Annotated in this window: 16 protein-coding genes; all 16 read right to left on the minus strand. The window is 51.0% G+C overall.

All coding sequences use genetic code 11. From position 1 onward, the window contains the following. Positions 1 to 44: 44 nt before the first annotated feature. A complete protein-coding gene (gene rfbD / locus NYE92_RS06555) occupies positions 45 to 941 on the minus strand; it encodes a dTDP-4-dehydrorhamnose reductase (RefSeq protein WP_064374053.1) in 897 nt (298 codons plus the stop codon). Beyond that, entirely contained in the window at positions 941 to 2,026 is a 1,086-nt protein-coding gene (gene rfbB / locus NYE92_RS06560; protein ID WP_064374055.1) for a dTDP-glucose 4,6-dehydratase, read from the minus strand. The genes rfbD and rfbB overlap by 1 nt, the downstream gene beginning before the upstream one ends. Positions 2,027 to 2,168: 142 nt before the next feature. Continuing rightward, positions 2,169 to 3,245 (minus strand): UDP-N-acetylglucosamine--undecaprenyl-phosphate N-acetylglucosaminephosphotransferase, encoded by a 1,077-nt coding sequence (wecA, locus tag NYE92_RS06565; protein WP_064374057.1) that lies wholly within the window; start codon positions 3,243 to 3,245, stop codon positions 2,169 to 2,171. Positions 3,246 to 3,755: 510 nt separating this feature from the next. Then, positions 3,756 to 4,769, minus strand: coding sequence for a UDP-glucose 4-epimerase GalE (gene galE / locus NYE92_RS06570; RefSeq protein ID WP_022623396.1), 1,014 nt, complete (start codon positions 4,767 to 4,769; stop codon positions 3,756 to 3,758). A gap of 45 nt (positions 4,770 to 4,814) precedes the next feature. Then, positions 4,815 to 5,711, minus strand: coding sequence for a UTP--glucose-1-phosphate uridylyltransferase GalF (gene galF, locus NYE92_RS06575; protein ID WP_014594076.1), 897 nt, complete (start codon positions 5,709 to 5,711; stop codon positions 4,815 to 4,817). 267 nt (positions 5,712 to 5,978) lie between these two features. Next, positions 5,979 to 7,319, minus strand: coding sequence for a lipopolysaccharide biosynthesis protein (locus NYE92_RS06580; RefSeq protein WP_013026374.1), 1,341 nt, complete (start codon positions 7,317 to 7,319; stop codon positions 5,979 to 5,981). Beyond that, complete coding sequence (locus NYE92_RS06585) at positions 7,316 to 8,539, minus strand: glycosyltransferase (RefSeq protein WP_014594078.1); 1,224 nt, start codon at positions 8,537 to 8,539, stop codon at positions 7,316 to 7,318. The genes NYE92_RS06580 and NYE92_RS06585 overlap by 4 nt, the downstream gene beginning before the upstream one ends. Positions 8,540 to 8,543: 4 nt before the next feature. Continuing rightward, positions 8,544 to 9,806 (minus strand): colanic acid biosynthesis pyruvyl transferase WcaK, encoded by a 1,263-nt coding sequence (gene wcaK / locus NYE92_RS06590; RefSeq protein WP_013026376.1) that lies wholly within the window; start codon positions 9,804 to 9,806, stop codon positions 8,544 to 8,546. A 150-nt stretch (positions 9,807 to 9,956) separates the two neighbouring features. Beyond that, positions 9,957 to 12,167 (minus strand): phage tailspike protein, encoded by a 2,211-nt coding sequence (locus NYE92_RS06595; protein WP_029570273.1) that lies wholly within the window; start codon positions 12,165 to 12,167, stop codon positions 9,957 to 9,959. An 86-nt stretch (positions 12,168 to 12,253) separates the two neighbouring features. Beyond that, on the minus strand, positions 12,254 to 13,288 hold the full coding sequence (locus tag NYE92_RS06600; protein WP_014605451.1) for a glycosyltransferase family 4 protein: 1,035 nt from the start codon (positions 13,286 to 13,288) through the stop codon (positions 12,254 to 12,256). Positions 13,289 to 13,333: 45 nt separating this feature from the next. Then, complete coding sequence (locus NYE92_RS06605; RefSeq protein WP_014605450.1) at positions 13,334 to 14,086, minus strand: glycosyltransferase family 2 protein; 753 nt, start codon at positions 14,084 to 14,086, stop codon at positions 13,334 to 13,336. 81 nt (positions 14,087 to 14,167) lie between these two features. After that, positions 14,168 to 15,085, minus strand: coding sequence for a glycosyltransferase family 2 protein (locus NYE92_RS06610; protein WP_014605449.1), 918 nt, complete (start codon positions 15,083 to 15,085; stop codon positions 14,168 to 14,170). Positions 15,086 to 15,214: 129 nt separating this feature from the next. Further along, positions 15,215 to 16,351 carry an EpsG family protein gene (locus tag NYE92_RS06615; protein ID WP_014594082.1) on the minus strand — a complete coding sequence of 379 codons (1,137 nt, stop codon included), beginning with the start codon at positions 16,349 to 16,351 and terminating at the stop codon, positions 15,215 to 15,217. Positions 16,352 to 16,606: 255 nt separating this feature from the next. Next, the gene (gene wzc, locus NYE92_RS06620; RefSeq protein ID WP_014594083.1) at positions 16,607 to 18,784 is read right to left on the minus strand and encodes a tyrosine-protein kinase Wzc; all 2,178 of its coding nucleotides are present in this window, start codon (positions 18,782 to 18,784) and stop codon (positions 16,607 to 16,609) included. 12 nt (positions 18,785 to 18,796) lie between these two features. After that, positions 18,797 to 19,231 (minus strand): protein-tyrosine-phosphatase, encoded by a 435-nt coding sequence (locus tag NYE92_RS06625; protein WP_013026383.1) that lies wholly within the window; start codon positions 19,229 to 19,231, stop codon positions 18,797 to 18,799. Between the two features lie 9 nt (positions 19,232 to 19,240). Beyond that, complete coding sequence (locus tag NYE92_RS06630; protein ID WP_013026384.1) at positions 19,241 to 20,380, minus strand: polysaccharide export protein; 1,140 nt, start codon at positions 20,378 to 20,380, stop codon at positions 19,241 to 19,243. Between the last annotated feature and the right edge of the window lie 93 nt (positions 20,381 to 20,473).

Below are 20,473 nucleotides of genomic sequence, written 5' to 3' on the forward strand. Positions count from 1 at the left end.
CATTTATCTCTTTAAGCAAAAATGCCTGTTACAGGCATTACTTTTTAACGTTCTGAGGTTAATATTTCCGTAAGCATACGCCTGACACCAACATGCCATTCAGGAAGTGTCAATTTAAAAACAGTTTGAAATAATGTATTTTCTAAACGTGAATTTTGAGGCCGTTTTGCAGGTGTTGGATATGCACTTGTAGGAACAGCATTAACTTTTTCAACCTTCAGTGGGATACCAAGCCGACGAGCTTCGTCAAATACATATGTAGCATATAGATACCAGTTCGTGGTACCACTAGCTGAAAGGTGATAAATACCTGCAACCTGGGGTTTTTCCAGTGCTACGCGCAATGCATGTGCTGTACAATCTGCCAGAAGCTCTGCACCTGTAGGTGCCCCGAACTGGTCGTCAATAACAGATAGCACACTTTTCTCTTTAGCCATTTCCAGCATTTTTTTGGCAAAGTTACTACCTTTTGCTGCATAGACCCAGCTTGTTCTAAAAATCAAATGCCTGGTACACTCAGATATCAGATTTTTTTCACCTAGAAGCTTACTTTTACCATAGGTATTTACAGGTTCGGCAATATCCGACTCAGACCATGGCTTTTCACCTAGACCCGAAAACACATAGTCTGTTGAATAGTGCACTACCCATGCTTTGAGCTTCTGCGCTTCTCTTGCTATTACTTCTATACTCTGGGCGTTTAAAAGATAAGCCTCTTCTTTTTGAGATTCAGCTTTATCCACTGCAGTGTAAGCAGCAGCATTGACGATTATAGCGGGCTTTATTTGACGAATGGTCTCAGCAATTTTGTCAAGTTTACTTAAATCCCCACAATAATCTTCAGCATGCCGGTCGAGCGCAATTACATTGCCGAGTGGTGCTAATGAACGTTGCAGTTCCCATCCAAGCTGACCTGACTTACCAAAAAGCAGGATGTTCATTACTGACGTTCTCCATAATTTTCATCAATCCAGCTTTTATAGGCACCGCTTTTGACATTTTCAATCCAAAGACTATTTGTCAAATACCAGTTGACCGTTTTTCTAATACCACTCTCGAATGTTTCTTGCGGCTTCCAGCCCAGTTCTCTAGCAATTTTAGTAGAATCAATAGCATAACGACGGTCATGTCCGGGCCGGTCTTTTACATAAGTAATTTGTTCACGGTAGGAAACATCTTTAGGCACTATTTCATCTAATAAATCACAAATAGTTAGCACCACATCGAGATTTTTTTTCTCATTATGACCACCAATATTGTAGGTTTCTCCAATTTTTCCGGTTGTGACAACCGTGTAGAGTGCCCTTGCGTGATCTTCAACATACAGCCAGTCACGAATCTGATCACCTTTGCCATAAACAGGTAATGATTTACCTTCAAGCGCATTAAGTATGACAAGAGGGATGAGTTTTTCTGGGAAATGATAGGGACCGTAATTGTTTGAACAATTTGTAATGAGCGAGGGCAAACCATAGGTACGTGACCATGCTCTGACTAAGTGATCGCTGGATGCTTTTGATGCAGAGTAAGGGCTGCTTGGCGCATAAGAGGTGTCTTCTGTAAATAAAGACAGCGATGACGACTCTTCTACTTCATCTGGATGAGGCAGGTCACCATACACTTCATCCGTTGAAATATGGTGAAAGCGAAAAGCATTTTTCTTCGACTCATCAAGCTTGAGCCAATATTGACGTGTTGCTTCCAGTAAAGTGTATGTACCTACAATATTGGTTTCTATGAATGCTGCAGGTCCAGATATTGAACGATCAACATGACTCTCTGCAGCCAAGTGCATAATTGCATCGGGTTGATGACGTTCCAGTACAGAAGCTATTTGGCCTGAATTACAGATGTTTGCATGTTCAAAGCTGTAACGTTCACTGTTCTCAACATCTTTAAGTGACTCAAGATTACCTGCGTAGGTCAGTGCGTCAACGTTTACAACGCTATCTTTCGTATTTTCGATTATATGACGAACTACCGCGGATCCAATAAAACCTGCACCACCAGTCACTAAAATTTTCACAATTGCTGTCCAGAATAGTATTTCACATTTCGCATTCAAACCCGACGCCGGAACGGGAGAGTCATAATGCAATTCAATTTGGGTGTAAAATTTACCTTTGCTTCAGCACGCACTGATGCAACCAGCCAGAATAAACGCAGCGTCAGAATTTATCCGCCAACGCTTCGTTTTCATTCTGATTTGAGAGCTTAATTGAGTTTATTCTATGAAACCTTGCTGACTTATTGATGGCCGCATTAAAGGTGAAGAACAGACCAATGAATGCCAGCAATTGCCAACAATCACCTATTCCCATGCTTTCCGATACAATCCCAATCATTGCAAGCATAGTGGCACAGGAGACCATGACAGTAAGTGCACCACGGCCGGTCAGACCTCCTCTCATCAACAAATGGTGAAGGTGCTCTCTGTCAGGCCTGAAAGGGCTGCAACCACGTCGGATACGTGAACTCATTACTCGGACCATGTCCATCAAAGGAACCGCTATTAGCCAGAGCGCTGTTACAGGCCGCATCACTGCCTCACTTCCCTGAGTCGCGATCATAAGTAACCAAATTACTGTAAATCCAATAAGTGTACTTCCTGCATCCCCCATGAAGACTTTAAATTTCTTACCCCATGGAATACCTAGATTCAATAAAATATAAGGCAGGCAGGCCGCCATCAGGCATGTGCACCATAATGCAAGCTTAGGATTACCTCCCAGTTCAAAGACGATACCAAGCGCGCCAAATGTCACACATGACAAAGCTCCTAACAGGCCATCAATACCATCAACCATGTTAAACGCATTAATGGCCCCGATGACGGCAAAGAGTGTAAATGCATAACCAAACATACCCAGCACTAACTGAAATCCAAATAAAATATTACCGAGTGAGTACAGGTAGTAGCCATTCCACATCATGATGCACGCCATCAAAGCCTGAATCAGTATACGAGGAATAACAGGCAGATCGAAACGGTCGTCAATCACACCAACAGTTAACAGCACGGTGGCACAGAACATATAAATGGTAAAGTCAGGTAGCCAGCCAGGCTGCATGACATAAAGTATCCATAGTGATAAGTAGACCGAAACGCCGCCAACTAAGGGAATGTGTCCTTTATGCTGCTTTCGGTCGTTAGGCTTATCGACCAGTCCGACCTTGCGAGCGACCTTGCGCGCAATGAAGAGCAACGCAAATGCACTTAGAAAAACACAAACGATCTCTTGCATGTATGCACCACTGCTAAGTTGTCATATTTTAACCACGCTACCGCCCCTGGCTATCGCAACCACCTGCGTAAACGTAGCTTTAGCCATCGTTAAGCATAGACTGCATTACATAATGGCGTTGTCTTGCCGGGTTAATAATTTCGGAACCCGGGCTAACTGATAAAAAACCTTACGATTCTCGTACTATCCTGGCTTCTAGACAAGGTTTAAAAGGCCACTTTTTGACAATTTTGTAATTACTCCCGCTCCGAGGTTACAAATTTGTGCATTTAATCTACAAAGTTGCTTTTTCAGTTATAAAGTGAGTGAAACGTGAAACCCGTAGCCCATTGATTAAATGTATAGATAACGTCCAATCATCATAAATTTTCACTTAACTTTATGTGATTATTTTTTAGACAAATATCATTCAGACAGATGTTACTTTGGGGGCACAAAAAAACCCCATATTTTCAATTGCTTCTTCAGCGATTGAACGATACGAGGCTTTTTTTGGTAATCGTTCGGTTTTTAACGAAACCCTTCCGGATTCTTCGACTGCCAGTTCCACGTATCGCGCATCATCGCATCGATACCACGCGAAACCCGCCAGTCCAGTTCCTGGTTGGCCAGCGACGCATCCGCCCAGAATGCCGGAAGATCACCGTCACGACGCGGCTTGATTTCAAACGGAATGGGCTTGCCTGAGGCTTGCTCAAACGCCTTGATCATTTCCAGCACAGAGAAGCCTTTCCCACCACCCAGGTTATAGGCTTTATAGCCTTCAATTTTATCGAGGTGGTCCAGCGCTTTCAAGTGGCCTTCAGCAAGGTCAACGACATGGATGTAGTCACGCAGACAGGTGCCGTCTGGCGTATCGTAGTCACCACCAAACACGCCGAGTTTATCCAGACGACCTATAGCGACCTGGGCAATGTAAGGCAGCAGATTGTTAGGGATACCGGTTGGGTCTTCGCCAATCTCGCCCGACTCATGCGCACCGACCGGGTTAAAATAACGCAGCGCAATGGTTTTGAACTTCGGCTCAGCTTTGGCGAAATCCCGAATGATAAATTCGACCATTAGCTTAGAGGTGCCATATGGGCTGGTTGTGCCGCCAATCGGTGTGGTTTCCACGTAAGGCACCGGGGCATTGGCACCATAAACGGTAGCGGAAGAACTAAAAATGAAGTTCCAGACGCCCGCGTTGCGCATCTCTTCAAGCAGTACGACCGTACCGGATACGTTATTTTCGTAGTATTCCAGAGGCATACGCGTGGATTCACCCACCGCTTTAAGAGCGGCGAAGTGAATCACGGCAGAAATGCTGTGGGAGGCAAACAGGTCACGCAGGCAGGCGCGGTCAAGAACGTCGCCTTCGATAAACGTTGCTTTCTTGCCGGCGAGTTTCTCAACCCGATTGATGGCCTCACGCGAGGCATTGCACAGATTATCCAGTACCACCACATCATCACCGCGCTCAAGCAGTGCCAGCACTGTGTGGGAGCCGATATAACCTGCCCCGCCCGTTACCAAAATAGCCATCTCTTCTCCCTTTCTGCCGCGTTAGCCGCGGCGAATGATAGTTGATTACTTCGCCAGAATTTTCTCGATCGCTTCGCGGAAGTCGCGGCCCTGTGCGTTATTGCGCAGACCGTAGGAGACAAATGCCTGCATGTAACCCATTTTACGTCCGCAGTCGAAACTGTGACCCGTCATGAGTGAGACATCGACCGTTTTTTTCTTACTCAGGCTGGCGATAGCATCCGTTAACTGAATACGGCCCCATGCGCCCGGTTCGGTACGCTCCAGCTCAGCCCAGATATCGGCTGAAAGCACGTAGCGTCCCACCGCTGCCAGGTCTGAGTTTAACTCGGCCGGGTGCTCAGGTTTCTCAACGAAGTCAGTAATCGTGCTGACATCACCTGGGTTTTCCAGCGGCTGCTCAGTCGTGATCACTGAGTATTCAGACAGATCGTAGTCGGTGAGGTGTTTTGCCAGCACCTGGCTGTGACCGGTCTCTTCAAAACGCGCAACCATCGCCGCCAGATTATATCGTAAATGGTCAGCGGTGGAATCGTCCAACAGCACGTCAGGCAGGACAACCACAAAAGGATTGTCGCCGATCATAGGACGCGCGCAGAGAATAGAATGCCCCAGGCCCAGTGGCTGCGCCTGACGTACGTTCATGATGGTCACGCCCGGCGGGCAGATTGACTGGACTTCACTCAGCAGTTGGCGTTTAACGCGTGCTTCCAGCAGGGCTTCGAGTTCATAGGTGGTATCGAAGTGGTTTTCTACCGCATTCTTGGACGCATGGGTGACCAGCACAATCTCTTTGATCCCTGCTGCAACACACTCATCAATGATGTATTGAATCATTGGCTTGTCCACGACAGGCAGCATCTCTTTCGGAATGGCTTTAGTCGCCGGAAGCATATGCATACCGAGACCCGCAACCGGGATTACTGCTTTAAGCTTGGTCATAGTTATTCCATCTAATGAAGTGAAGACATGCGTCAATTATGCCGGATGGACCGGAAAAGGAAGTATAATCTTTATCTGAAAAGCCGACACTAACTCGCTGTGAAATCTTACAAATTCGGGATTTTACCTAGAGTAAACATCCCCATAAACTGAGTTAACACAAACAGTAAAGGCCGACCACATGAGCGGCAGAGAAATTGACGTCGCCGTTTTTGGTGCCAGCCATAAAAAGAAACGGGCGACCTGAGTCGCCCGTTGTTATTGGCATCACAGCCACTGTTCAAACCATTCTGGCATCACGAAAAGGTCAAAGTGATTTACCAGCAGCATCAGCCCCACAAACAGGACCGATACAGATACCCACTGTCGGGCATAAGGGATGAAGCGAATACCAATGACTGGCTTGATAAAGAACGGATGCGCCAGCGCTGAAATCAGCACCTGTGAGATCGACAACGTCAGCGCGACGTAGAGCACGTTTGGCCAGATAAAGGTGGTCGCAAGCACGGCCATGACGACCAGGCTGGCCACGATGTTCCAGTAGAACTCCACGTTGGTTCGGCCATTCGCCTGTGAAATGGCGCCGGTCAGTCCACCCATCGGACGCAGCATGCCAAACAGCAGCATCAGCGGGATAAGATGATAAACCTGCTCGTGAGACGCACCATACAGGATGCGTACGATGACCGGAGACAAGATACCGATAGCAAGGTACATGGCACTGCTGAAGAGCATAATCACCAGCGTGCCTTTCAGGAACAGCTTCTTCAACTGCTCGGGATCCTGCTGTTTTTCCGCGAAGCGCGGTAGCGCCAGACGGTTAATCACCGGCGAAACCAACTTCAGGGGCTGTAGCACCAGCTCTTTCGCCAGAGAATAGACGCCGAGCATTTCTGCCCCCATCACTTTACCTACCACCAGCGCATCGGCCTGAGTACGAAGCTGGTTAATGGTCTGCGAACCCAGTTGATAGATACCGTAACGAATCGCACTAAAGAAAGTCTGTTTATCGAACTCCCATGTGGGACGCCATGACTTCTCACCCAGCGCGATCATGCACAGGATGCGGGTAAAGGCGTTAATAAACAGCCCCAGAATCGCGGCGGCCACCGTCAGCGAGGTAAACTCCAGCATCGCCACCACGCACAGGAAGGCAAACAGTTTGGTGCCCATTTCGATCTTCGCCAGCGACACCATGCGTTTGGTTTTAATGTAGTGGGCCTGATATTGCGAAAGATGCCCCAGCACCAGAAAGTTCAGGCTGGTCAGCATAATCAACCCTACCAGTTCCGGCAGATGATAGAACCAGGCAACAGGCCAGGCAATCAGCAGCATGACAACGCCGGTACATAAGCTGAGCGAGACGTTGACCCAATAGATGGTGCTCTGTTCGCGTCGGGTAATATTCTGGCGATGGACCAGATAACTGCTCATGCCCATGTCCTGCAGCACGCCCGCCACCGCTAAAATAGCGTTGATGATCGCCAACAGCCCCAGCTCATGGGTTTCGAGTTTACGGGCGAGAATACTCAGTTGAGCAACCTGTAATACCGCAGAGAAACAGGTACTGCCAAACAACCAAATCGCCTGTGACTTTATTCCACTCAAACCATTTGCTCCAGAATCTGTGCCAGCTCGCGATACGCGATGTGCTGATTAAACTCGGTTTCAACTTTATGTCTGGCTGCGGCAACAACCGGTGCCACGTCCACCGCGCCTTCTGACAATTTCAGCAGCGTCTCGGCCAGCGCCTCGGCGTCATCTTCCTTCACTAACCAGCCAGAAACGTTATTTTCGATCAGTTCCGGAATGCCGCTGTGGAAGGTGGAGACCACTGGCAGCCCTACCGCCATCGCCTCCATCAGCGCAACCGGAATGCCTTCCATGTCGCCATCTGCGGCCGTTTTAGAGGGCAGCAGAAAGATATCGGCTTCGTTGAGGGCCTGACGGATCTCTTCCTGAGGTTTGAAACCCGGCATCGTTACGCAGTCGTCCATCTCTTCGCGCGCAATAAAGTCACGCATCATCTGATCCTGATCGCCATTGCCAATGATGGTGTACTGGAACTGGCCACCGCGCTGTTTCAGAATGGCGCTGGCTTTCACCGCCACATCCAGTCCTTTCTTTTCGGTCAAACGGGCAACGGAAACAATGCGCAACGGCGTATGGAAGGCATCACGCGGCTGGAAATTGAATTTTTCAGGTTCAATTCCCATGCGGGTAACGTGAATTTTTTCAGGCGGGCAGCCCATTTCAATCAGCTTGTTCTGCCAAAGATGGCTGATGGGCAACATCAGCTCACTCTGCTGAAACAGATTACGGTAATCCTGCTTATGCTCGTCGAGGATGTGACGACGAGAGATATCCGCCCCGTGAAACACCGTTGCCTGTTTGCCTTTCAGGATACCCAGTTCACGCAGTTTATTCGCCAGCGCCCCGGCATAGCCGAAATGCACCAGGAAAACATCCGCGACATAGGTCTGACGCGCATTGGCAACGATCGCCGGCAGCAGCAGCTTACTGGACTGTGCGCCATAGCGGCGCACGTTTAGGGAACGGAGTAACGACACTTTGGTGATTTTGGGCAGAACCAGTTTCAGCCGCTGTCCCAGCTTGTCCGTCAGGGAAATTTTTTCTTCGGGTAACAGGTAATGCGTCTTTGCCGCCAGACCATATTCGTCAAATGCGCCGTGGCGGTTGACCAGGTCTCCCGGAAATACCGAGATAATCTCAACGTCGTAACCGGCATCAATAAAATGAGTGACCTGGTTGAGAACAAAGGTTTCAGAGGCAACCGGGAAACGCATCGTGAAAAAAGTCAGTTTCATCACATCATCCTATTACGTTTAGAATCTCTTCAGTGATTCTGTTACCTACTTCCCTTTCATGCGCCACGGCGGTTTCGACGTTTTGCTTGATCGTGTCGTAGTCGGCCAGGATAGCCTGAACTTTATCAATCAGCGAACCGTCCATCAGGCTCTGAACATCGGTAGCCATTTGCGGCAGACCTAGCTGATTCATGACGCCCATGGATTTGTGTTCATAGTTGATGGCGACCGCTGGCGTACCAAAGTTCATTGAGATGATGGCAGAGTGCAGACGGGTTCCGATGGTCAGGTGACACTCGCTGAGGAGGACACCTAATTCGAGGTCATTAAATTCATCCATTACAACGTGGTAGTGCTCTGGCTGCTCAACGCGATCGCGCAAAGTGAGCGCCACCATACGGTCATCTTTGGCGTAGCTGTCGATGCCCGTACAGGTAGATAAGGCGACGACCTGATAACCGCTGGCGATCATGGCGTTGATCACGCGACCAAAGGCGGCTTCGTATTCCTGCTGCGTGACGCCCAGACGCTTATCAAACGGCGCCAGTTCACGGACCGTAATCGCGATGGTTTTGCGGGTGCGAATCACGCTCTGCCAGTGCTGCAGACTGTGGCTGGGGTTTTCAACGTGACGGGCACGTACCAGGAAGGCCGTATCCACACCGGGCATCACCTTTGAGCTGGTCACGCCATCGCGCTTCATCAGGTCAAGGCTAACGGACTCACGCAAGATAAGGCGGTCAACCCGGTCAAACACGAAGTTGGCCAGTTGATTAGTGCGGGCGTTCTGGAAAGGTCCAACGGAGTGGCCAATCAGGTAAAGCGGCTTCTTAGCCAGCAGCGCGCAGAGCGCATGGTCAAACTGAGTCACGCCATACAGATCGACAAAGAATGAACCGCCCACCTGAATGACCGCATCGTACTGCGCCAGACTTTCCGTGAAGGCTTTGAGGTGTGGCGGCACGGAGAAGGATTTGTAGGGTCCACCCTTGCCCAGATGCGCCATCATGATATTCGGCATCAGTCGGTTAGCGACTTTGCGTTTAACAGAGCCAATCAGGCCCTTACCCGAGGAGTTGTTGTGCAGGAATAGCTTATCCTGCTGAATATGTTGCTGAAGCAGATAACCGGAGCTGGTTGGATAACGGCTTATCACATCAATATCCACATCGTTGCGCGCGGCCTGAATTGAATCAATCAGTCCACGCAGAATCGCGCCATCCCCACGATTCCCACAGGTATGGTTACCCACCAATAAAATCTTCATAAAAACTCCGAATAATTTTTTCTAATTCTACCAACCGCCCAGTTCCGAAACGGGCAAAATGAATAGGGAGAAAAACAGCAAATAAAAATCCTGCACCAACATCCCAGATGCTGTTGGTGTTGGCTGCCGTATCAGGGCAGCCCTCTCTGACTACGATTTAATCGCAAAATACGGTAAGGCGACCTGCTTACCGTTAATAACGACAGACACGAATCCTTCAGGTTTGCTGGTATCCACCTTGTCATCAGACAACGCGCGTGAGGCCAGCAATAAATCCCCCTGCTCATTCGCGCCCACGCCCGCTTTACCGTTATGCAGGCTAAAGCGCTGCGGCGCGGCATGACTGCCGCTGTCCGGCGCAGCCTGGGTCATTTTGGCATCGACCCGCGCACAGCGGCCGGTGACAAAGCGATCTTTCGCCGTGCTCTTGATCATCACCGCTGCCGAAGGCGTCCAGCCTGCCAGCCTGATGAAAACCTGCGTGTCGGTATCGGTTTTAGCGACGTAGCGCACATCCACCACCGGGCTGCTGCCTTCCGCCGACCAGCTGGCTTCAGCATGGTCTTTCTTGCGTTGAACGTGAATAACCGCCCGGCCGCCGGTGTTTTTCCCACTGATGAGGTTCATCAGCGGCTCACCGTCCGTGCCGTTATTGAACTGCGACTGTCCAAAAATTTCGATTTCCCACGAGTCGCCAACGGTGGGGGAATACAGATTGCCCAGTTCAAACCACACGGCCTGATTGGTGTTGTTTTCCAACAGCCAGCGTGAGGTCAGATAGTTATATTTCAGGCTGCCATCGATCGCGACGCCGTAGGACTCAACGCGGGTCGATCCCATTTCCCAGGCGCTTAGCCAACGATCGCCCTGCTCTGAGTTGTCAATCCAGCTGCCGGATTGCAGGTTGGTCTGACGCGTATTCAGGCGGGAGTGCCAGGCAATCAGCGGGTTCTTGCAGTCCTCAAGGCTTAAGGCATCGATAATCCATTGACCGTTTGAGATATCGCCGGGATTATCACAGTGCTCAATCCAGCCGTTGTGAATCAGCGACTGGCTGCAGCGCGGCAGGTTGAGAACTTTGCCGCCTTTACAGTGCTGGGCGTTAAAGTTTGACAGCTCAATCGCGGTACTGTGGTCCCAGTTCCCCTTTTTCTGACCAGACCAGCCGGCCTGAATCACGTCGCCCGTACAGGCTGAGGCGTACCACTGATCAATCTTACAATCCAGCGTATCCAGCAGGCTGAGCGCGGTGCCGCCAACCTGGTTGAAGCGCAGGCAGGCCCCACGGAAAAACTGTCCGCCCGGGCAGGTATTACGGAACAATCCCTGCTTATTGGGATGCGTATCCGTATTGCCATTAAAAATCAGGTTAGAGATTTCCACCCAGCGGGCGCTGACCTCGAAAACAAACGGCGATTTGCCGTCGGAGACGATGCTGGTCGCCGGGAAATACCCAAAGTTGACCATCGCACCGGAGATGCGGAAGAAACGGCGCTGCTCCTCACCGAAGTTACAGGCGGAAACGAAGAACGTGCCCGCAGGGAACTGTACGCAGATAGGCTGATCGCTCTGCTGCGACCACTGGTACATCGCTTTAATCGCGGGCGCACTGTCGGTTTTGCCGTCGGCGATAGCGCCAAAGTCAAACAGCGAGAGTCGGTTATAGTCATCGACTACGCGACGCCAGTGAAAGCCGTCGCCGCTGAAAATCACCCCCTGATCGTCCTGCGCCGGCTGGAAACTGCCGACGAATTCGCCGCCCCCCACTTCCAGGCCGGGGTGCCAGCTTTTGAGCTTGATCTTCGCGCCTTCAAACAGCGGTCGCGTCTTACGCAGATCGTCCACCGAGGGAATCTCACCGATTAGCTGATAACCCGCAGGCTGTGCCAGACGCTGACTAAAGGCAGCCTGGCCCGGCTGGCTGACATCCGGGATGTTAAAGACCATCTGCCCGTTGCTGTCTTCCAGCGCCATAGAGTGAGACGGATTCGCGATCAGCGCCGCATTATCCTTTACAAACTGGTCAAAATTTCCCTTATTCAGAGTAATCGGCTGGGTGATTTGTGCCAGCTTGCCGCTGGCATCGCGCAGGAACACGGGGATCTGGTTACCCGCCTGGCTGGCATCACTTCCCGACTTACCGATCCACAGTTTTCCCTGGAAGTTTTGCCAGAACTGCGGCGGCATCGCGTAGACATTTTCAGGCGTCAGAATCGGAACATCGCCTTTGGGTACCGCGCTTGCATCAACCGACTTGAGCGCCAGGCCAGTGTTTTTGGCCGCGTAGCTGGAAAAGGTGCTCACGGAGAGCGCGCCGACAAGGGCGGAGGCTGCGGTTTGCAAGACTTCTCTTCTTTTCATGCAATTAATCCCGTCGTCATGAAGGCCGTAAACTCAGCCATAAAAGGTGTCCCATGAGGCACATCAAAAGTGAGCGTCTTCAGCCCTTACACCAACGCCAGCCAGCTTTGTTTAATCTGTTTACCGTCAAACTTCAGCGCGGTTTGCTGGGTTTTTTCGCTCATGGCATAGAACAGTGCATCGTCGCTGGCCAGTTGTTCCATCCGCGCCAGAAATTCGCTTTTCTTGTTCATCGGCACCAGGAAACCGTCTTCGCCGTGATTAATAATCTCCTGTGGACCTGTCGGACAGTCATAGGCCACCACCGGCAGTGACCAGGATTTGGCTTCCAGCAGCACCAGCGGCAAACCTTCGTAACGGGAGGTCATCAGCGCCATATCGCTGTCGCGGTAGTAATCGTTGATATTGCTGACCTTACCGACGAACTTCACGCTGGAGGTAATGCCCAGCACGGCTGCCTGATCCTGTAATTGCTGGCGCAGTTCACCGTCGCCGGCAATCACCAGCGTCCAGTCAGGATGTGCTCTGGAAAAGTCACGCCAGATATCCAGTAACAGGTCGAACCCTTTCTGATTGTCCAGACGTCCCACCGCCAGCGCCTGACGATGGCGCGTGGTACGGTGCCAGGATTTGTACACCACCGGATTAGGAATGGCCTGACTGGGGATGTGCCAGCGCTGAAAGACCTGATGATCTTTATCCGTCAGGACAATGACGCGGTCGTAGAAGCGCAGTAGCAGGAACTTGAGAAACTTAATGGGTTTACTGAAGGAGTTGATGGCAACGTGCTCACAGGCATAGGCCTTGAAGCGCTTCTTTTTCAGCGTCATCAGGTTCCAGAAAGCAAACATCACGCTCAGACGGCCCATGCTGATTAAAAACACGGTGTCGAAGCCTTCCTGCTGAATACGCGCCACGGCACGTTTGATGGGGTTACTTTCACCTTCGAAGCTGACGATCTGCTTGACCTTGTCGAAAGGGTAAAAGGGTTCGCCGTGCCCCTCCAGTGAGTAGATGGTGACCTCATGCGCATCACCAAGACATTCCGACATAAAGTTACAGATATTTTCGGTGCCCGCATACGAGTAAGCGTCTTTGATCACCAGGACGATTTTTTTCATGAAACGTTATCCACCTCAAATTTATACACAATCCTGCCGATCGGCTTAACGGTGTTTCAGGCTAAACAGCACACCATTCACCATATACCAGGCGTAATAGTAATAGATTTTTAACGGATTGTTTTTATAGATAATTCTTAATAGTTCGAGGTGCCATTTGGCGGCTTTGTTTTTATTACGCGATAGGGAGTTCCCTAACTCGTAATAATTCACCAGAATACTCTGAATTACGCGGGCCTGTTTGTAGCGATTAAAGAGTTCGTAGAGGAAAAGGAAGTCTTCGTGACCTTTTCGCTCAAATAAAATCCCGCCTGGCGGACGGCGGAAACAGACGGATGAGAAGCACACCCGATACTGCTTTTTGACATAGCTGTCCTGCTTAAGGTAAGGCTTTGTATAGCGAATATCGTGGTCAGCTTTGCGGGTTTTGTAATGGTATTCCGTGATGACCAGATTGTCCCCATCAGCGATAGCCTGCATCTGCTGGCGAAGCTTATCGCTGTGCCATTCGTCATCGCTGTCAAGAAAAGCGATCACCTCTTCTTGCGAAGCACGTAATCCCACATTGCGGGTTTCGGCCGCGCCCATATTGACCGCATTGTCGAGAATCGTAATACGCGGGTCCTGGCACTGCTCGCGCACCCACGCGAGTGAATCATCGGTGGATTTATCGTTGATCAGATACAGGTGCCAGTCCTGATAGGTTTGATTGATGACGGACTGTACAGCGCGTAATACCGTCTCGCGGGCATTATACATAGGCATGACAATGCCGACGGTACCAGAGTGATTATTCATTTTCATACCTGAATAAATAAAATAGACGGGGCCACCAGATAACGTTCCGGTAGCGTTAAAACGTCACGACATTCAATAGAATCAGGAGAGTGCCTTTTCGCCACCGAACCGCGCTTTCAGTTTGTCTTTCACGCGGTTCAGGAAGTAAGTGCGATTATCTTTATTGGTGAGCAGGAAGTAGCGCGCGAAGCTGACGCTCGCCATCAGCGAGTTACCGTCCATTTTGTAGCGCAGGGGCAGCTTGAATGCTTTGTAGGTGTGAATATCTCGTGCGGTAAGGTGCGGTTTCATCGTATCCAGCCAGAACAGGGAGTACTTGACCGATTCACCTTTGTGTTTGGAGCCAAACTTCGTCACCAGGTGGTAGTTGGCCAGCGGGGCGGCGATCATTTCAAACCGGTAACCCATGCGGTCGGCACGGATGCAGAAGTCATAGTCCTGATGGCGGATAAAACGCGCATCGAACTGAATTTTAGCGGCATCTTCACGCTTCAGCACGATGGTGCTGGTTTGAATAAAGCCATAACAGCCAAACAGATACTCTGCGACAGTTTCGTTTTTTGCCGGAGGCTGCATCGGCATAACCTTCAGGAACGCACCGTCCTGATAGATGTTTACCTGGCTGAAGATAATGGTATTGTGCTGACCCTGCGCCTCCAGCTCCGCAATCTTTTCACTGACCTGCAGAAGCTTGTCGGCATGCCACTCGTCATCGGCATCCAGAAAACTAACATAGTCGCCCGTTGCCAGCTCAATGCCTTTGTTACGCGCGCCGGCACCGTTGAGTTTCACCTCAGACAAGACCAGATTGATGTCCAGGTCCTGATAGCGCTCACTGCGCACCACTTCCGCCAGCGCGGCGGCATCGGCAGATTTGTCATCCACGATGATGACTTCGAAATGGCGATACGTTTGTGCTTTAACGCAATCCAGCGTCGTGACAATCGATTCTGACGCGTTATAAGCCGGAATTACGATGGAGAAACGAATGTCCTTCATTGCCAGCACCTCATTAAAGTATTCAAAAATAAACAATTCAATCGACAAACGCCGAAGAAAAACCTGTGTTGTTACAGGCGACCGCCCCGCGAAGTGAAGCCGTTCACTGGGGGCGCGCCGCCGGGTCCGTTACCGAATCAGCCAGAACTCCTGGGCCACTTCGTACCCTACAACCGCCTGCTTGGTTGAGATGGTGTTGTAGTAGAGGTAATAGAGCAGGAAGAAAAACAGCATGCCAAACAGCGCCGGCTTCCAGACGCGTCTGGCCTGATAGATAAGCGAGGTCAGAATGATGGGTTCAACCTGTTGCAAATAGTTGGAAAGACGCGAACCTGACGGGAAGTTATACAGGAAGATGCGGATCGCCCCGCCGATAGCAAAACTTAAAATCAGCAAGTAGTTCAGACGATACTGGGCATAGTTTTCGCGCTTCAGTTCTTCAGTCAGCATGAAATAGAAGAAAATAAACACCAGCATGATGTTCTTCAGGTTCGAGACTGACAGGATGCTGCCATCCATTGCATAGGAGGGATCGTTGTTATAGCCCGATGCCCTTTCCCCCAGCGATCCGAGGTGTCCGGCAATCAGGGCGATGAAGCTTGAACCCCCGACGACCGAGAGCGGCAGGCTGACAACGATGATCACCACCGGCCACCAGCGCCAGTCACGAATAAACAGGAAAGGCACCAGCGTTATCACCATAACGGCGGTGTTGTGACTCATGAACGACAGGATAAAAAAGGTAAAGGCCCACCAGTAACGCTTCAGGTAGATCGTCCACAGCACGCCGAGGAACAGGGCGGAGCTTAAGCCAAAACGTATCTGATTGATGTCTTTGTTAATAAAGATGTGCGCCGAATACAGCGCCAGCGCCAGTACCGGATAAGGCGACATCTTTCTGAAAAAGAAGGCGTTAATGGATACCGCAATCGCACAGAAGACGAACAGAAACACGCTGGCGTTATGCGAAAACAGACTCGTTATCCACGCCATCGCAAAAATCAGCGGTTCGTAGCGGAAAAACGCGACGGTATTGAAAAAACCGTTGATCTGAATACGCCGTACAAAGTCCTCAAAGAAACTGCGGTACTGGAAGTCATCCATGCCGGTGCCGAGGCCACGAATCCCCCCGAATACGATCAGAATAATGGCCGCAAAGCACAGCAGCCAGGTCAAAATATAATTTGTGCGTTCGTCTTTTTTCACCAGGATTTCGAACAGCGAAATCAGCAGCAAAAACCCTGATATATACCAATATGGAGCCATGGTGTGATTCCTTAAATCCACAAGTTCTCATGCCAACAGTGGCCAGTGCTGATTACCTTCCGGGTTGATCTCTCAGCAGGTCTGCGCCGACATCGCGACAGACAAAAGCGTGTTGATGATGAATTCTGATGATTGACGTTAGATCGTCGCTTATTGTGCGTTGTATCCAGAATCACCTGTGCAAATCGTTACGTGTCGTTATCTTGAGCCAGGGATCAAAAGGGGCGGTCAAACCCGCCCCTTTTCTTTCAGCTCTTAGCTTTTCGTTGGTTTACCGTACTCGTAGTCGTAGTAGTCATAACCATAACCGTACGAGTTAGCCGCTTTACGTACCACGGCGTTCAGGATAACCCCTTTGATTTCGATACCGTTCTGCGCGAAACGTTTGAAGCTGACATCCACTTCTTTTGTGGTGTTGGTTTCAAAACGCGCCACCATCAGCGAGGTACCGGCCAGCTTACCGATGATGGACGCATCCGTTACGGCCAGAATCGGCGGTGTATCAATCAGGACTAAATCATAGTTTTTGCTTGCCCACTCCAGCAGCTCACCCATGCGGCGGTGCATCAACAGCTCTGACGGGTTCGGTGGAACCTGTCCGCGCGGCAGGAAATCAAAACCGTATGGCCCTTGCTGAATCATGGTCGGCGTAAACTCGGTTTTGCCAGACAGGACGTTAGACAGACCGGATTTATTGTCCGCCCCCAGCAGTTCGTGGGTGTAACCGCGGCGCATGTCACCATCGATAAACAACACCTTCTGACCGGCCTTGGCCACCAGGGTAGCAAGGTTAACGCAGATAAAGGTTTTACCAATACCCGGGCTGGCGCCGGTGATCATCAGAATGTTGTTTTTCGCTTCCATCATGGCGAAGTGCAGGCTGGTACGCAGGCTACGAATCGCTTCAATAGAGAGGTCGGTTGGATTACCCAGAGCCAACAGCGTCTCATGCGGATCGGTTTTGCCTTTGTGACCGCGACGCGCCAGTGCTTCGGTATCCTTCTTACGCTGCCACTCAGAGAGCGGTACGCTGGCATAGACGTTCATGCCCAGCTCTTCCAGCTGTTCCGGGTTCTCGATTCCGTGATGCAACAGCGCTTTAAGCAGAACCACACCGACGGACACCATCAGCCCCAGAATCAGGCTGGCTGCGATGATCAGCAGCTTTTTCGGCGCAACCGGCGAGTTTGCCGTGGCGGCCTGATCGATGATGCGAACATCACCCACGGTGCTGGCCTTACTGATGCTCAGCTCTTGCTGACGATTCAGTAACTGCATGTAGATTTCCTGGCCTGACTGCACATCGCGGGTCAGACGCAGAATCTCCTGCTGAGTTTTCGGCATCTGCGCAATTTTCTTGTTCAGCTGCGCCTGCTCATCTTCCAGCGTTTTACGCTTTTCCAACAGGGCCCGATAGGTAGGGTGATCTTTGGTGAACAGCTGCGAAACTTCGGCTTCGCGGAACGTCAGCTCGTTAAGCTGGCTCTGCACGCTAACGGATGAATCCAGCGCAGATTTGGCTTCAAGCGACAGGTCAACAGACTCGTTCTCACGGCGGAAGGCGTTAAGTTTGTCTTCCGCCTGATCCAGTTTGCCACGCACTTCCGGCAGTTGCTGTTTCAGGAACTCCAGGCTTTTCTCGGCCTGTTCGGATTTACGCTGCACGTTCTGTAACAGGTAGTTATTCACGATCTGGTTCAGAACTTTGCTGATCTGCTCCTGATCTTCACCCACGTACTGCAGTCCCAGTACGCCGGTGTCTTTCCCTTTGTCTGCAACGGTCAGGTTAGACAGGATGCTGTTAATTGCCTGCAGATCGTTGAGTTTGGTGACGGTAAACGTGGTCCCCGGCTCCGCATTGATATCGCTGACCAGCATGCTCACATCGCCGTGTTTTTCGAACTGCCCTACTTTGCCTTTGAACAGCTCATCGCCATCGGCAGAAACGGTATAGCTGTCTTTACCCGTAACCTCGAGCTCAACACTGCGCTTCTCGATCGTACGCGGAATCTCCAGACGGGAGATCGCGACATTGCCAGGCTTGTTGCCCATCAGGCGCGACAGACCTTTGCCGATAACCGGGAAATAGTTCTGTGAAACCACTGCATCCAGGCCAAGATCCTGAACGGTTTTTCCCAGCACCATGCGTGATTCAAGAATCTGTATTTCGGTATCCGATGCTGGCGTCGTGGGCATCAGCGTCTGTAATTCATTCAGGACGGTGCTGGTATTCTTCTGCTCCACCTGAACCATGGCATCGGCGCTGTAAATAGGCGTCGCAAACAGTGTGTAGAGCGTTGCTACCAGCATGAAAAAAGCGGTGACAGCGACGATAACCCAGCGGTGATCAATAAGCTGTCCCACAAGATGCGCCAGATCCCACCCATTCGATTCCTCGCGCGGCGCGGTCATGACTTTGTTTTTTATATTCATGGATAATCCCAACTATCGGCTTAGTACGCTGACCCATTTCTGAGTGGCGTGTTCCAGTAACCCGTAAACCTCTTCAAAGGCCTCACGGCTTTTTCTGTACGGATCCGCAATTTCCTTCTGATTGAGCCAGTGCCCAAGCAGCATCGTTTTGCCGCGTGCAGCCGGATCGATGCGGTTTACCTGTTCAATGTGGCGCTTTTCCATCACCAGAATCAGGTCATACTCCCGGCACAGGCTGGCCGTTAGCTGCTGAGCCTCATGACCTTCCAGCGATAAGCCTTTTTCGGCTGCCACCTCCGTCGCCGTTTTATCCGCCGCGTGCCCAACCAGGGCGCCGAGTCCGGCGGAGGCCACAGGCAGGTGCGGCAGCGCGCGTTTGAACAGGCGCTCTCCCGTAGGAGAGCGGCAGATGTTGCCTACGCAGACGACTAACACGGACTTAATCATGGCGAAACCTTAGTTCGACCAGTTGCGGATGCGCTGTGCAGCCTGCGTCGCATCGTTAACACCGGCTATGGTTGGTATCAACTGCGATATCACGCGGTTCCAACGCGTCAGCGGCGTCGATGTCACGTAGACGATATCGTAAGGTTCAAGTTGGAATTCGGTACCCATCACCATGGATGCCGCATCTTTGGTATTCAGCTGGTAGATATTGGCGATTTTGCTGCGATCGGAGCCGCGCGTCGGTCGGATAACAAAGACCCCGGTCGCGTCGGACGTGGTTTGATCCATGCCTGCCGCATTACCCAGCGCTTCAGCCAGGGTCATACCGCTGCGGTCCATTTTCAGGGTGGCCTGCTGTTTCACTTCGCCCATGACAAACACTTTCAGGTCGTCGTTACGCGGCACATACAGGATGTCACCCGGATAAAGCAGGTGATTCTGGCTCAGATCGCCGTTCTGCATCAGGGCCTGCAGTGACACGCGCTGCTCACGGCCGTTGTGGGTCAGGATAACGTTGCGCCAGTCTGCGTCCGCCGCTAAGCCGCCCGCTGCGTTAATCGCATCCAGGATAGTCAGCGGTACGTTGGTGATAGGCTGCTGGCCTGAGGTCGTCACGGCACCGGTCACGTAAGTCTTCTGTGACTTAAACGAGGCAATGCTGACGTCAACCTGAGGGCTTTCGATGTACTGCGCCAGACGACGCGCCACTTCATTTCGCACGTCACCTACGGTACGGCCGGCAACACGGACGCGGCCGATGTAAGGATAGAAAATCGTGCCGTCGGAATGGACCCAGTTACCGGTGTCACTGGCGCTACGGTACTGACCGGCAGGCGTGGTGAGTTCGGGGTGATCCCACACGGTGACGGTGAGAACATCACCAATGCCGATGCGGTATTCGTAGTTCTGAATTTCGGTTTGTAACGACGGATTAGCCTGTGCCACAAGTGGCTTAGGACGCATTTTCTCCACCAGGCCTGGCGTTAACGGATAAACGTTAACGTACTTGTCGATGTCAAAATTGCTGTCCTGCTGCTCAATGACATCTTTTCCCGAAGTGGATAAATTTTGCCCCGGCACGACAGTACACCCGGCCATAAAAGTTGCAGATACCAGAACAGGTATCATCTTCATTTTCATTGTAATCATTTAGATCTTCGCTATCAGTTAATGTTTGATAGAGGCGAATACGCCGCTGTGTAAGCGCTCGAAAAAAAGTAGGCTATCCTGACTCAGGCCCTG

Origin of the sequence: Pantoea sp. B566, assembly GCF_024793925.1 — a bacterium.
In the GTDB taxonomy this organism is placed as follows: Bacteria; Pseudomonadota; Gammaproteobacteria; order Enterobacterales; family Enterobacteriaceae; genus Pantoea; species Pantoea ananatis.